The organism is Pseudomonas sp. Sample_23 (assembly GCF_004307595.1).
In the GTDB taxonomy this organism is placed as follows: domain Bacteria; phylum Pseudomonadota; class Gammaproteobacteria; order Pseudomonadales; family Pseudomonadaceae; genus Aquipseudomonas; species Aquipseudomonas atacamensis.
The window spans coordinates 34,935-49,660 of sequence record NZ_RCNX01000066.1; the positions used below are offsets into that span (position 1 = coordinate 34,935).

13 protein-coding genes are annotated in these 14,726 nt (G+C 61.5%); 3 read left to right on the forward strand and 10 right to left on the reverse strand.

Annotated elements, in window-relative coordinates:
• Position 1: 1 nt before the first annotated feature.
• Both D8U82_RS17350 and D8U82_RS17355 read left to right on the forward strand, forming a co-directional pair.
• Positions 2–1,621, forward strand: a complete 1,620-nt coding sequence (locus tag D8U82_RS17350) for a DUF2300 domain-containing protein (protein ID WP_130902610.1) — start codon at positions 2–4, stop codon at positions 1,619–1,621.
• A gap of 3 nt (positions 1,622–1,624) precedes the next feature.
• Positions 1,625–2,437, forward strand: coding sequence for a DUF2135 domain-containing protein (locus D8U82_RS17355; protein ID WP_130902611.1), 813 nt, complete (start codon positions 1,625–1,627; stop codon positions 2,435–2,437).
• A gap of 62 nt (positions 2,438–2,499) precedes the next feature.
• Here D8U82_RS17355 and D8U82_RS28150 read toward each other — a convergent pair whose 3' ends face one another.
• The 10 genes from D8U82_RS28150 to D8U82_RS17400 all read right to left on the reverse strand — a co-directional run bounded on the left by D8U82_RS28150 (position 2,500) and on the right by D8U82_RS17400 (position 12,491).
• Positions 2,500–2,670 (reverse strand): hypothetical protein, encoded by a 171-nt coding sequence (locus tag D8U82_RS28150; RefSeq protein ID WP_016772997.1) that lies wholly within the window; start codon positions 2,668–2,670, stop codon positions 2,500–2,502.
• A gap of 418 nt (positions 2,671–3,088) precedes the next feature.
• Complete coding sequence (locus tag D8U82_RS17360) at positions 3,089–3,835, reverse strand: S24 family peptidase (protein ID WP_038860948.1); 747 nt, start codon at positions 3,833–3,835, stop codon at positions 3,089–3,091.
• A 321-nt stretch (positions 3,836–4,156) separates the two neighbouring features.
• Positions 4,157–4,684: an inorganic diphosphatase gene (ppa, locus tag D8U82_RS17365; protein ID WP_003205933.1), complete on the reverse strand. Its 528-nt coding sequence runs from the start codon at positions 4,682–4,684 to the stop codon at positions 4,157–4,159.
• A 112-nt stretch (positions 4,685–4,796) separates the two neighbouring features.
• Positions 4,797–5,609: a zinc-dependent peptidase gene (locus D8U82_RS17370; RefSeq protein WP_130902612.1), complete on the reverse strand. Its 813-nt coding sequence runs from the start codon at positions 5,607–5,609 to the stop codon at positions 4,797–4,799.
• A 4-nt stretch (positions 5,610–5,613) separates the two neighbouring features.
• Complete coding sequence (locus D8U82_RS17375) at positions 5,614–6,264, reverse strand: DedA family protein (protein WP_016773001.1); 651 nt, start codon at positions 6,262–6,264, stop codon at positions 5,614–5,616.
• Between the two features lie 228 nt (positions 6,265–6,492).
• Positions 6,493–6,954, reverse strand: a complete 462-nt coding sequence (locus tag D8U82_RS17380; protein WP_016773002.1) for a GNAT family N-acetyltransferase — start codon at positions 6,952–6,954, stop codon at positions 6,493–6,495.
• Positions 6,955–7,069: 115 nt separating this feature from the next.
• The gene (gene eutC / locus D8U82_RS17385; RefSeq protein WP_130902613.1) at positions 7,070–7,894 is read right to left on the reverse strand and encodes an ethanolamine ammonia-lyase subunit EutC; all 825 of its coding nucleotides are present in this window, start codon (positions 7,892–7,894) and stop codon (positions 7,070–7,072) included.
• 5 nt (positions 7,895–7,899) lie between these two features.
• Entirely contained in the window at positions 7,900–9,294 is a 1,395-nt protein-coding gene (locus tag D8U82_RS17390; protein ID WP_130902614.1) for an ethanolamine ammonia-lyase subunit EutB, read from the reverse strand.
• Between the two features lie 52 nt (positions 9,295–9,346).
• Positions 9,347–10,798 (reverse strand): ethanolamine permease, encoded by a 1,452-nt coding sequence (gene eat, locus D8U82_RS17395; protein WP_024014466.1) that lies wholly within the window; start codon positions 10,796–10,798, stop codon positions 9,347–9,349.
• Positions 10,799–10,970: 172 nt separating this feature from the next.
• Entirely contained in the window at positions 10,971–12,491 is a 1,521-nt protein-coding gene (locus D8U82_RS17400; protein WP_024014465.1) for an aldehyde dehydrogenase family protein, read from the reverse strand.
• A 302-nt stretch (positions 12,492–12,793) separates the two neighbouring features.
• On the opposite strand from D8U82_RS17400, the gene D8U82_RS17405 reads away from it, so the two are divergent.
• Entirely contained in the window at positions 12,794–14,704 is a 1,911-nt protein-coding gene (locus D8U82_RS17405; RefSeq protein WP_130902615.1) for a sigma-54-dependent Fis family transcriptional regulator, read from the forward strand.
• Positions 14,705–14,726: the final 22 nt, after the last annotated feature.

Consider the following 14,726-nt stretch of genomic DNA (forward strand, 5'->3'; position numbering starts at 1 on the left):
CATGCGCCGGCCGCTGTTGTGGCTGCTGATGGGTGTGATGCCTGCGCTGGCGACAGCGCAGGACGAGCCGTTGCGCGTGGCCTATCAGGGCGACTTGTTGTCGTTGAGTCAGACGCAACTGACCAAGCGCGAACCGTTGCCAGCGTCGCTGGATGCGCCGCTGGGCAGTCTGTGGAAGTTGTTCGTCTACGCGTGGCTGGTGGATACCGGTGCACAGGAACCGGCGTATGAATGTCGCGGGCAGTCCAAAGAAGAAGTTTATTGCTGCTCGGCGGGCGGCAGGATAGAGCGGGATCAGGCGCTGGTGAAATCCTGCGGTCTGTATTTCGAACCGGCGCGGTTGGGCATTGCAGCGACGGATTGGCGAGCGTATTGGCAGGCGCGGCAAGCGCCGTCGTGGTTGCTGGATTTGCCAGCCGTGCAACCGGCAACAAGGGTTTCGGTTGCCGAGTTATTGAGCGTTCTGGCGTTGCTGCCAGCGCAGGAACAGATGCGCCGCGTGCTGCTCGATGTCGTGCTGAACGCGGCGGACGGCAATGTTGTCGGCGAGTTGGGCGGACGCCTGCGGGTGAAGACCTGGAGCTGGCTCGGCGACCAGGATGCACAATCGCGGCAAGGTGGATTCGCCGGCTGGAGCGCCGACGGCGCACCGATCTGGGCGGGTGGGCGCGGTACCAGTCAAATGGTTCTGCGTCACTACGGTCAGGCGCTGGCCAGCGTGTTGCCGACGGCGTGGCCAGCGGACACGGGGCGTTGTGTGGAAGTCGGGCTGTTTTCGAAATATCCGGTTTCGAAGGTTCTGGTCGGGGACCGTGTCGCCACGTCCGGGCCATTGCGCGGCGACTACCGCGTCGAATTCGCCAACGGCAATGCGCTGGACATCCACAGCGATGGCGAACTGTTTCTGCTCAACGACAAACTCGTCGCAAGACTTGATCGCGAAGAATATGTCGCTCGCGTTCTCGAACGCGAAGCCAAACCGCAACCCGCCGAAGCCGCCAAGGCGCTGGCCGTAGCGATCCGCACTTATCTGCTGCAAAACGCCACGCGCAACGGCGACTGCCTGAGCATCGACGACAGCAGCAATCGCCAGCGCGTCGCCCCGCGTCCAGCCTCGGCCGAGTCACGCAACATCGCGGCGTGGACGGCGGACCTGGTACTGGCCGGCAGCACCGTCACCTATCACTCCGACCAGCCCGGCCCGGACAAACTCGCCTGGCAGCAAGCCGTCGAGCAAGCGAACGCCGGCCAACGTTTCGACGCGATTCTGCTGCACGCCTATCCACGCGCCAGCCTCAGCCGTTGGGACAACCCGGTCGCTTCCTGCGAAGCATTGCCCGCCGCGCAAGACTGGCTGCAAAAGCAGCGACGCGGCTGGCGTCCGAGGCTTGAAAGCGAAACCGGCTACAACGAAGTCAGCACTTTCGCCGTATGCAAACTCGCCTTCGGCCGACCCTTCGTCGACCGCGAACGCCAGCGCATTTACGTGCGCGGCGTACTGACCCTGCAGGATCGCCTCGATCTGACCCACGAATATCTGCACCTGGCCTTCGAAGCACACCCCAACGGCCAGGATGAAACCTACATCGAAGGGCTCGCCCGTCACCTTTTGCTGGAATAGACCATGACACTCCGTTATCCACAGGTCTTGCTGCTGCTCTGTGCCCTCAACGTACTGCCGCAAGCGTTCGCCGCCGATGGCGTCAAACTCGACACCCCGGTGGGCGGCTGGCGCAGCGGCGCTCCGCAAGGCGAGGGCGAGAGCTTTCGCCAGACCGTCAACTACCCGGCCTCGTCGGTCAACACACCGCTTGGCCAGGCCAATACCGCCAGAATCAGCGGCCAGATCAAAGCCGTGCCGAAGAACAACGAACCCGGCCGCCTGATCGTCAACGGCGTCAGCATGCCGCTGAAAATCGACCCCGCCGGCGGCTTCGATCGCCCGTTCTCCTTCCCCAACGGCAGCAACAGCGTCGAAGTGCGCAGCGCCGACGGCCAGCAACGCCACCGCACGCAATTCCTCAACGCCCGCGGCGGCGCCACCCCGGCCAAATTGCGCGTGCTGCTGGCCTGGGACAGCGACGGCACCGACCTCGACCTGCACCTGATCACCCCCGATGGCGCCCACATCTGGTACGGCAACCGCGTCGCACCCAACGGCGCCGCCCTCGACGTCGACGTCACCACCGGCTACGGCCCGGAAATCGCCGCCATGCCCGCGCCGATCAAGGGGCAGTATCTTGTCTATGTGAATTATTACGGCGGCGGGTATCGCGGAGATGACGAAGGTGGGGATGAAGCGGTGCAGGCGCTGACCACGGCGCAGGTGACGGTGATTACTGAAGAAGGGACGCCGAGCGAGAAGATGGAGACGTTTGTAGTGCCGATGCGGACGGCGGGGGAGCTGACGTTGGTGAAGTCGTTCAGTTATCCGTGAGGGGCATTTGTCCAACATGTTGTTGGACAAATTCAGCAACTGTAGCTGGGCGCTCGAACAGCTTACAGATCAGCCAGACTGACCTGCATTCGCTGAGGAGCGGCGAGGCGCTCGTGAACGATGGCGGCAAGTTCGTCATCCTCTTCACTGGCCAACTTATCTTCGGCAGGCGGCTCGCCTCGTTCGGCGGCGCGCTTCAGCGCGTCCTCAATGGGGAATGAGGTTTTGGGCATTTGGTGTTTCCTGCGATATTTGGCGGGACGGTAACCAGTGCATTGGGCGCTATACAAGCTGGAATGCAATTTCAGCAATGGATATGGTTTGTTGCAGGCATTAAAAAGCCGGCTTGTGGCCGGCTTCTCGGGGACTGGCTTGGTTTATTTTTGGTAAACCGCGCCAGCCTTCAAAACGTACATCCGGATCTGCGTCCGGCTGTGGGACTTGGTCAGACGTTGGTCTGCCGCGTCGGGCGTCATCCGAGCCGCTGGGCGGGTCGATGCGCGAATGTGGGGCGCAGGATACTGAGTTTTGCTCTGGATTCCCAGCCTCGAGTGCGGTTTAGAGCGACTGAAGCGCTACAAACTCGGGATTTGTACCGGTTGTCAGGGCCTATTCGCGGGCAAGCCCGCTCCCACAGGTTCGAATGAACTGTCATAGAAACGGCACCACCGGCCGGCGCTTGCCCAGTGTCGACCACCAGAACACCCAGCCAAGAATGTGAATCCGCTGCTCTTCGATCTGCGCCGGCCGGAAGACCTCGTCGGGGTATTCGGCGCTGTTGTGGCTGCGCATGCGCAAGCCATTGCCGGGCATGCGGTGCAGGTATTTGATGCGCAGCATGCCGTCGTGCTCTACGGCGTAGATTTCGCCGTCGACGACCTGGGTCAGACCGCGGTCGATGGCGACGATGGAGCCGTCTTCGATGCGATCGGCCATGCTGTTGCCGATCATGTGCGCGCAGATGGCGTTGGCGTGCTGGATGTCGAGTTGATCGAGGTGGGCGCGGGGCAGGCGCAGGGATTGGTCGGGGTCGAGGATGACGTGGGTTTTGCCGTCGCCGTTGGCGATCGGGGTTTCCTTGAAAAATGCCAAGTCAATGTCGCTGGGGTTGATGACGGTGTAGACGCCGTAGATGGACTGGGCATCGAACGTGTCGCCGTTGCTGGCGGGTGGGTGCAGGCGCGCGACCTCCTTGACGCCTTCCCCGGTTTTCAGCCATTCACTATTGACCGACAACAGGCGTGAGACTTCTTCCATGCGATACGCCGGGACGCCCCGGGTGTACCAGTTATGAACGTTTTGGGCTTCCGTGCCCCAGAACCTTGCGAAATCCGTGGTGCTGATGTTCGCTGCTTCCAGGAGTGCCTTGAATCGTGGACCGCTAGTGTTCTTTCTCATAAACACGGAGTCTACGGCCGGACTAGAGCGGTTTGAATAAACCGGGCGTTCAAAAAAAGCCTGTATTTTGCGACGGGATGTAAGACGTACTTGTGGGAAATTAAACAGATTAAAACTGCATGTAGGAATTTAAACGGTTTGTTTAGTCGGGCTTTTTTCAAGAGCCCCTCACCCCAACCCTCTCCCGGAGGGAGAGGGGGCCGACCAAGGTGTATTTCGAGTTACATCGACCTGAACAACCGAGTCGATTATGCAGACGCCAATAACAAAAAACCCCGGAAATCCGGGGTTTTTTTCAAGCGTCACGCAAAGCGCAATGGCTTAGCCCTTGTAGGCGGCAACCGACTTGGTGATCGCTTCGCGGGCGGCGTCTGCACCGGCCCAGCCTTCGATCTTGACCCACTTGCCCTTCTCGAGATCCTTGTAGTTCGCGAAGAAGTGCTCGATCTGCTGGATCAGCAGGGGTGGCAGATCGGTGTATTCCTTCACGTCGACGTACAGCTGCGACAGCTTGTCGTGTGGCACGGCGATGACTTTGGCATCGCCGCCGCCGTCGTCGGTCATGTTCAGGATGCCGACTGGACGCGCGCGGATTACCGAGCCTGGCGCTACCGGGTAAGGGGTCACGACCAGCACGTCGAGGGGATCACCGTCGTCAGCCAGGGTGTTCGGGATGTAACCGTAGTTGGCCGGGTAGAACATTGGGGTGGCCATGAAACGGTCAACGAACAGGCAATCGCTGTCTTTGTCGATTTCGTATTTGATCGGCGCGTGGTTGGCCGGGATCTCGATCGCGACGTAGATGTCGTTCGGCAGGTCTTTGCCAGCCGGAATCTTGCTGTAGCTCATTGGGCGGTGCCCCCGTAGTTGACCAAAAACACTTGGCCGGATTGACCAAAAAGTGGCGGCGATTATAGGCACATTCCTACGCCGACGCCACGTACCAGAAGTCGTGCAGAGCTTACTCGTGCGCCTGATAGACCGGGTCTGTGGCCTGAAGTTGCCGCAGTCTGCCCAACGGATCCTGCCGGTAGAAAAGCTGCAGTTGCAAGTAGACCTGTGGATAAGCCTCGTGGAGCAGATCTGGGGCGCTGAAGAAGTATTCGCTGGTGACGGCGAAGAACTCCGCCGGGTTCTCGGCGGCGTAGGGATCAATGGCGGTTTCGGCGTCTGGATCGTGGTCGAGCTGGCGGTTGAGGTCGTCGTAGGCGGCCTGCATCACTTCAGCCCAGTCGCTGACGCGCATGTCGGTGTGCAGTGGCGGCAGGCCGTTGGCGTCGCCGTTGAGCATATCGAGCTTGTGCGCCAGTTCGTGGATCACCAGGTTGTAGCCTTCCCAGCCACCGCTGGCCTGTACGCCGGGCCAGGCGAGAATCACCGGCCCCTGCTGCCAGGCTTCACCGCTGTGTTCGCCGTCCCACTCATGCTCGACGCCGCTGGCATCGCGATGACGTTGCGGGCTGAGGAAGTCATCCGGGTACAGCACGATCTCGTGGAAACCCTGGTACCAGTTCAGATCACCGAGATGCAGCAGCGGCAACTGTGCTTGGGCGGCGAGCAGCAGGCGTTGTTCCTGATGCAGTTCGACACCGGGCAGGGCGGTCAGGTGTTTGTCGTCGAGAAACAGCACGCAGGCCTCGCGCAACCACTGGTCTTCAGCAGCGCTGATGCCATCGAGGAAGGAGAGTTGATGGCGCACCCGTTGCCACAGGTCGTCGGCAATCGGGTGCCTGGTCAGGAGGCGCCGGCGTCGCCAAGCGCTCAGTGACCACATCGGTTCAGTGCGATTGCACTTTGGTGCCGCCGAACCGGCTGCGCACCACGCCGATGATCATCGGTACCAGCGACAGCAGGATGATTGCCACCACCAGCAGCGAGAGGTTTTTCTTGATGAACGGCACGTTGCCGAAGAAGTAACCCAGAGTGACGAGACCGCCGACCCAGAGGATGGTGCCGAGCACGCTGAAGCCGAAGAAACGCGGGTACGGCATCCGCGCCACGCCCGCGACGAACGGCGCGAAGGTGCGGATGATCGGCAGGAAACGCGCCATGGTCACGGTCTTGCCGCCGTGCTTGTCGTAGAAGTCGTGGGTTTTTTGCAGGTAGTCGCGACGGAAGATTTTCGAGTTCGGGTTGCTGAACAGCTTCTCCCCGGCCGTGCGTCCGATCACGTAGTTGGTACTGTCGCCCATGATCGCCGCCAGCATCAGCAGGCCGCCGAGCAGCACCGGATCCATGCCACCGCCGGCTGCCACTGCGCCAGCGATGAACAGCAGCGAGTCGCCCGGCAGGAACGGCATCACCACCAGCCCGGTTTCACAGAAGATCACCAGAAACAGGATGGCGTAGATCCATGGCCCATAGTTGTTCACCAGCAAATCGAGATACACATCGAGATGCAGGATAAGGTCGAGCGGGTTGAAATCCATGGGGGCACCTGTATGACGGCCCGACTCGGCAGGCCTGTGCGGATGACTTCGTGTAAGCCTACAGCGGGGTGTAGTTTTTCTTACAAGCCGGAAAGATCGGGATTATACGGTCTGACCGCTGAAAAGCGCGCCGGTTTTGTAGCGGGGAGTGTCGCGAAGTGAGCAATTGTCAGGGAAGGGGCGGCCGTGGCGAGGGAGCGAACTCCCTCATCACCGAAGCCGTTGGAGTCAGAGCTCGTCGCTGATCGGCAGTACGTAGTTCTTGAACTCGGTGTCTTCCTTGAAACCGATCGATTCGTAGGTTTTCTGCGCCACTTCGTTGTTTGCGCTGGTCGATACGCGCATGCGCACGGCCTGGGTTTCCTTGGCCATTTTCTTCGCAGTGCGGATCAGGTTGTCGGCGACCAGTTGCCGGCGCGCGTCTTCGGCAACGTAGATGTCGTTGAGAATCCACACGCGTTTGAGCGACAGCGACGAGAAGCTCGGATAGAGCTGGCAGAAACCCATGAGTTTCTTGTCGTCATCGTCGGCCAGGGCCAGATAGATCACCGACTCTTTGCGGCGCAGGCGTTTTTCGAGGAACGCGCGGGAGGAATCCGGGTAAGGCAGGGAGCCGTAGAACTCGCGATATTTGACGAACAAAGGAGTCAGCAAATCCAGATGTTCGAGGGTCGCTTGAATAATCCGCATGATAGGTCTCGTCTTCAAGTGGCTGTCTTCAACTGCTCTGACGGCGATGGGAAACCCGGGCGGCCGTGCGTCGATCCTGCCTGAAAGCAGCGCAGAAAGGCAATGCGGAAACGGTTCAGGCTGGCGGTGGATCGAGCAGAAAGTTGCCTTTCATGTCGACAGCGTCGTCCGTCTCCAATGTGTGCAGCTGAGCTTCATCCTTCAGGTTGACCCCCGACAGCTGGCGCCGACAGGCCTCGCGCATCAGATACAGCAAGCGATGCGCCGCCATGCCGTAGCTCAAACCTTCAAGCCGAACATTGGAAATGCAATTGCGATACGCGTCGGTCAGGCCGACCTTCGGCGCGTAGGTGAAATACAGCCCGAGGCTGTCCGGCGAACTCAGGCCCGGGCGCTCGCCGATCAGCATTACCACCATTTTCGCCCCGAGCAGCTGGCCGATCTCGTCACCGATAGCGACGCGGCCCTGTTCCACCAGCACCACCGGCGCCACGGACCAGCCGTCGCCGCTCATCTGTTCTTCCAGGCGCGTCAGGAATGGCAGCGTGTGCCGATGCACCGCCAGCGCCGACAGGCCATCAGCGACGACAAGCACCAGATCGACCCCGCCCGGGTGGGCGCTGGCGTAATCGCGCAAGGTCTGCGCCGATTCATCGCTGAGCTTGCGCCCCAGATCCGGGCGTTGCAGGTAGGTGTGTCGGTCCGGCGCGGCGCTTTGCAGCGCCAGGGTTTCCCGCCCGCGCTCGCTCAGTTGTGCGCTGATTTCGCTGTGATCGAAGGCCAGGTGCACGGCATCGCGGGCCTGGGCGTGGGCAAACTGAAAATCCAGCTGCGCCCGCGTCGGCAGACTGGTGCCGGTGCGGCCCAGGGCAATGCGTGCCGGAGTCAGGCGGCGCAGTTCCAGCCACGGGTTTTGCGGATCGACCGGAGGTTTTTCCATAAGACTCATCCCAAGTGCGCCAAGGCCTGGCGGAAGGCCGGCGGCAGGTTGTTGCCGAAGCGAACCTTACCGTCCGCCTGGGTGAAGATGCCCATGTTGGCCAGCCATTGCTCGAACTCTGGCGCCGGTTTCAGGCCCAGGGTCTGGCGGGCGTACAAGGCGTCGTGAAACGAAGTGGTCTGGTAATTGAGCATGATGTCGTCGGAGCCGGGGATGCCCATGATGAAGTTGATCCCGGCGACGCCGAGCAACGTCAGCAGGGTGTCCATGTCGTCCTGATCGGCTTCGGCGTGGTTGGTGTAGCAGATGTCGCAGCCCATCGGCACACCGAGCAGCTTGCCGCAGAAGTGGTCTTCGAGGCCGGCGCGGATGATCTGCTTGCCGTTGTAGAGGTATTCCGGGCCGATAAATCCTACGACGGTGTTCACCAGGAACGGCTTGAAATGTCGCGCCACGGCGTAGGCCCTTGTCTCGCAAGTCTGTTGATCGATGCCGTGGTGGGCGTTGGCCGACAGCGCGCTGCCCTGACCGGTTTCGAAATACATCAGGTTCTGCCCGAGGGTGCCGCGCTTGAGGCTGAGCCCGGCGTCGTAGCCTTCCTGCAATACATTGAGGTTGATACCGAAACTGGCGTTGGCCGCCTCAGTGCCGGCAATCGACTGGAACACCAGATCCAGCGGCACGCCACGGTTGATCGCCTCGATCGAAGTGGTGACGTGGGTCAGCACGCAGGCCTGGGTCGGGATGTCGTAGCGCTGGATGATCGCGTCGAGCATTTCCAGCATTGCGCAGATCGAAGCGATGCTGTCGGTGGCCGGGTTGACCCCGATCATTGCGTCACCGTTGCCGTAGAGCAGGCCGTCGAGAATGCTCGCGGCGATGCCGGACGGCTCGTCGGTCGGGTGGTTGGGTTGCAGGCGGGTCGACAGGCGCCCGCGTAAACCGAGGGTGCCGCGAAATTGGGTGACCACGCGGATTTTCTGCGCGACCAGCACCAGATCCTGCACGCGCATGATCTTCGATACGGCAGCGACCATTTCCGGGGTCAGGCCGGGGGCGAGGGCGCGCAGGCTGGTTTCGTCCGCCGCATCACTGAGCAGCCAGTCGCGAAAGCCGCCAACGGTGAGGTGGCTGACCACGGCGAAGGCTTGTTTGTCGTGGGTGTCGATGATCAGTCGAGTGACTTCATCGGCTTCGTAGGGAATCAGCGCTTCTTGCAGGAAGTGGGCGAGCGGGATGTCCGCCAGGGCCATTTGCGCGGCCACCCGTTCGCCGTCGTTGAGCGCGGCGATCTCGGCGAGAAAATCCCCCGAGCGGGCGGGGCTGGCCTTGGCCATGACGTCTTTGAGGCTGTCGAAGCGGTAAGTCTGCGCGCCGACCGTGTGAGCAAAACTGGCCATTCAGCGTTCTCCGTGACGGCGCAGAATGCGTCTGCGCCGTGGTTTTCGACAATCAGTGCAAGGCTTGTTCAGCTTTTTGAATCGCCGCGAATTCTTCTTCCGGCGTGCCCGCTACCAAGTGATGCCGACTGTAGAAAGCAAAGTAAGCAATTAACACTCCATAGATGATCGCCGCGCCGATCACCACCCGTGGATCGACGAGGAAGCCCGCCACCACGGCGATGCACGCCAATACCAGCGCCACACCCGAGGTGAAAATGCCACCCGGCGTGCGGTACGGCCGGTCCATTTTGGGGCGCCGGATACGCAGGGTGATGTGCGCGGCCATCATCAGCACGTAGGAAATGGTTGCGCCGAATACCGCGACCAGAATCAGCAAGTCGCCCTGACCGGTCAGCGACAGACCAAAGCCGATGATGCCGGGAATCACCAGGGCCAGCACCGGCGCCTTGCTTTTGTTGGTCTGCGACAGTTTGCGCGGCAGATAACCGGCCCGCGACAGCGCGAAGATCTGCCGCGAGTAGGCGTAGATGATCGAGAAGAAACTGGCGATCAGCCCCGCCAGGCCGACGAGATTGACGAAGCTGCCCATCCACGTCGAGCCACCGTAGGCCTTGCTCAGTGCTTCGACCAACGGGTTACCCGACGTCAGCAGCGAATTCGCACCAGCGCCGCCGGGGCCGACGATCAGAATCAGCAGGGCGAACATCAGCAGCACCAGCATTGCCCCGATCAGGCCACGCGGCAGATCGCGCTTGGGGTTTTTGGTTTCTTCTGCGGCCAATGGCACGCCTTCAACGGCAAGGAAAAACCAGATCGCATAGGGAATCGCCGCCCACACGCCGACGTAGCCGAACGGCAGAAACGGACTGGCGCCGACCGCAGTGGTCACCGGGATGTCGAGCAGGTTGGCAACGTCGAAGTGCGGCACCATCGCCACCAGAAACACCCCCAGCGCCAGCGCGGCGACCGCGGTGATGATGAACATCAGCTTGAGCGCTTCGCCGACCCCGAAAATATGGATGGCGATGAAGATGATGTAGAACGCCAGATAGATCATCCAGCCGCCAATACCGAACAGCGACTCGCAGTAGGCGCCGATGAACACCGCGATGGCAGCGGGGGCGATGGCGTACTCGATGAGGATCGCGGTGCCGGTGAGAAAACCGCCCCACGGTCCGAAAGCACTGCGGGCGAAACCGTAGCCGCCGCCAGCGGTGGGAATCATCGACGACAGTTCGGCCAGGGAAAAGCACATGCACAGGTACATGGTCGCCATCAGCAGCGTGGCGAGAAACATGCCGCCCCAGCCACCTTGGGCGAGGCCGAAGTTCCAGCCGGCGTAATCTCCGGAAATCACATAAGCGACGCCGAGGCCGACCAGCAGGACCCAGCCGGCGGCGCCTTTTTTCAGTTCGCGTTGTTGGAAATAATCGGTGCCGACTTTTTCGAAGTCGACGGAGGAGCCGGTCGCCGGAGCGCCGGCCGGGGATTCGCTTGGCATAGGGTTCACCATTTTTATTGTTTTATTGGCCCGGCTACAGCCAGGAACCTGATCGTTCCCACGCTCTGCGTGGGAATGCAGCCCGGGACGCTCCGCGTCCTTTCGAAACCGAACGCGGAGCGTCCGTTGAGGCATTCCTTTGCTGCGCGTGGGAACGATCAGCATTGCAGGATCAGAAGAATCCCAGCGGATTGATGTCGTAGCTCACCAGCAGGTTCTTGGTCTGCTGATAATGGTCGAGCATCATTTTGTGGGTTTCACGCCCGACGCCGGACTTCTTGTAACCGCCGAACGCGGCATGCGCCGGATAGAGGTGGTAGCAGTTGGTCCATACGCGACCGGCCTTGATCGCCCGGCCCATGCGGTAGGCGCGGTTGATGTCGCGGGTCCACAGGCCGGCGCCGAGGCCGAACTCGGTGTCGTTGGCAATCGCCAGGGCTTCGGCTTCGTCCTTGAAGGTGGTGATGCTCACCACCGGGCCGAAGATTTCTTCCTGGAACACGCGCATCTTGTTGGTGCCCTTGAGCAGGGTCGGCTGGATGTAATAACCGGTGGCCAGGCTGCCCTCGAGTTTTTCCACCTTGCCGCCGGTCAACAGTTCCGCGCCTTCGCCCTTGGCGATTTCCAGGTACGAGAGGATCTTGTCGAATTGCTGCTCCGACGCCTGAGCGCCGACCATGGTGTCGGTGTCCAGCGGGTCGCCGCGTTTGATCTGGCTGACTTTCTTCATCACGGCCTGCATGAATTCGTCGTAGATCGACTCCTGTACCAGTGCGCGCGATGGGCAGGTGCACACTTCGCCCTGGTTGAAGAACGCCAGTACCAGACCTTCAGCGGCTTTCTCGATGAAGCTCGGCTCAGCCTGCATGATGTCTTCGAAGAAGATGTTCGGCGACTTGCCGCCCAGTTCCACGGTGGATGGGATGATGTTTTCCGCCGCGCATTTCATGATGTGCGAGCCGACCGGGGTCGAGCCGGTGAAGGCGATCTTGGCGATGCGCTTGCTGGTCGCCAAGGCTTCGCCGGCTTCTTTGCCGAAGCCCTGCACGACGTTGAGCACCCCCGGTGGCAGCAGGTCGCCGATCAGTTCCATCAGCACGCAGATGCCCAGCGGGGTTTGCTCGGCAGGCTTGAGCACCACGCAGTTACCGGCGGCCAGCGCTGGCGCGAGTTTCCACGCGGCCATCAGCAGCGGGAAGTTCCACGGAATGATCTGGCCGACCACGCCCAGCGGTTCATGAATGTGGTAGGCCACGGTGTTGCCGTCGATTTCCGCAGCGCTGCCTTCCTGAGCGCGCAGGCAACCGGCGAAATAACGGAAATGGTCAGCGGCGAGCGGGATGTCGGCGTTGAGGGTTTCACGGATGGCTTTGCCGTTGTCCCAGGTTTCGGTGATCGCCAGCAGTTCGAGGTTTTCTTCGATGCGGTCGGCGATTTTCAGCAGGATCAGTGAGCGCGCCTGCACCGAAGTGGCGCCCCACGCATCGGCGGCGGCGTGGGCAGCATCCAGCGCCTTGTCGATGTCTTCGGCGGTGGAGCGGGGGAATTCGGCAATTGGCTGGCCATTGACTGGCGAGGTATTGGTGAAGTACTGACCTTTGACCGGCGCGACGAACTCGCCGCCGATGTAGTTGCCGTACTTGCTCTTGAACGAGACTTTGGCGCCGTCAGTACCGGGGTGGGCGTAACGCATGATGATGTTCTCCTTGGCTTTGTACTTATTAGAGAAACGCGCAAGTGCGCTTGCTATAAGCGTAGAGCAAGGCTCGGGCCACTGCCGTGCAGGTCAGGCAAATCAAGGGCTTGGCCGGTTTGTCTCGGACGAATGGAGTGGTGCTGTGACGGTTTCGGTACAGCACGGGTGACAGTTTGTACCGCTTGCGGCACAGTCCGTGACCGGGCGGTCTTGCCAGCATTGCATTGCCGGAGCCGCTGGAGGATGCTGGGCGTCACCTCATGCTTTGGGCCATCGCGCCCCGGGGAGAACAATAAGAAATGCACGACAACCATTTGAGTCGCCATGCCCGTCAGGTTCTCACCGTCACCCAGGGCAAACCGCACCTGCACGGCCCCGGCGCCGATCCGTCGATCGCCCGTTCGTGGCTGCGTTGCCTTGAGGACTATCACCTCGATCCTTCCGTGACCATGGCGCCGACCGTGCTCGAGCATGGCCGAGTACTGGAAAGTCGCGAACGTCTGCAGCAAGTGCTGCAAATTGCCGGCACCGAGATGAGCAGCCTGCATCAGCAACTCTCCGGCGTCGGCCATGCGGTGCTGCTGACTGACGCGCGCGGTGTGATCCTCAATTGCGTGACCGCGCCGGCCGAACGGAAGATTTTCGAGCGCGCCGGTCTCTGGCTCGGCGCCGACTGGAGCGAAGCCTGCGAAGGCACCAACGGCATCGGTACCTGCCTGGTCGAGCGTCAGGCGCTGACCATTCACCAGGACGAACACTTTCGCGGCCGCCACACCGGGCTGACCTGTTCGGCGAGCCCGGTGTTCGATCCGCACGGTGAATTGCTGGCGGTACTTGATGTGTCTTCGGCGCGGCCGGACGTCTCGCGGCAGAGCCAGTTCCACACCATGGCGCTGGTCAATCTGTCGGCGAAGATGATCGAGAGCTGCTACTTCCTGCGCTGTTTCGACAATCAGTGGTTGCTGCGTTTCCATCTGCAGGCCGAGTCCGTCGGCCTGTTCAGTGAAGGGCTGCTGGCGTTTGACGGCGAAGGGCGGATCAGCGCAGTCAACCAGAGCGCCCTGAACCTGCTCGGGCATATTCGCGGTGGTTTGCTCGGTAAACCGGTGGAAGCGTTTTTCGATTGTTCGCTGGATGACCTGCTTGGTCGCGCGAGTGCCAACGCCAGCGCCAGTTGGCCGCTGCGCACCCGTGATGGCCGGCATCTGTTTGCCGTGTTGCGCGGCGAATCGCGCAAGCCGACAGCCATTGTTCCAGCGCCAATCGCTACTCCAGCGCCACGCCTGTCCGGCATCTGCCTCGGCGATGAAGCGTTGCAGGCGGAATTTCGCAAAGCCCTGCGCGTGTTCGAGCGCGACGTGCCGCTGTTGATCAACGGCGAAACCGGCTCGGGCAAGGAAGCGTTCGCCAAAGCTGTGCACCAGGCCAGCCAGCGCTGCGGCAATGCTTTCGTCGCACTCAATTGCGCGGCCATTCCGGAAAGCCTGATCGAGAGCGAACTGTTCGGCTATCGCGGCGGCAGCTTCACCGGCGCGCGCAAGGACGGCATGCGCGGCAAGCTGCAACAGGCCGATGGCGGCACTTTGTTCCTCGACGAAATCGGCGACATGCCCTTGGCGTTGCAGACGCGCTTGCTGCGTGTGCTGGAAGATCGGCAAGTGGTGCCGATTGGCGGCGAGCCGCAAGCGGTGGACGTGCGCATCATCAGTGCGACGCACCGCAATTTGCTCGAGCGGGTCGAGGACGGCAGCTTTCGCGAGGATCTGTATTACCGCTTGAACGGGCTGGAAGTGGCGTTGCCGGCGTTGCGCGAGCGCAGTGATAAATCGCAGTTATTGGATTTTCTCCTGGCCGAGGAGGCCGGCGGCGAAACGATTCTGATCGACGAACCGGCGCGGCAGGCGTTGTTGGCATTCAACTGGCCGGGCAATGTGCGGCAGTTGCGCAATGTCCTGCGTACGCTGGCGGCGTTGTGTGATGGCGGCCGGGTCGGCGTTGAGGATTTGCCGGTGATGATTCGGCAGGCGCGGCCGGCGGTGGTGGCGGCGCAGATTGTCGCGCAGCCATTGGACGACGCCGAGCGTGTCGCATTGCTCAATGCGCTTGAACAGACGCGCTGGCATATGACCCATACCGCTGAACAGTTGGGCGTCAGCCGCAATACGCTGTACAGAAAGCTTCGCAAGCACGGCATCGCCCGCTCTGCCTGACCGACCTGATCGTTCCTCAGCT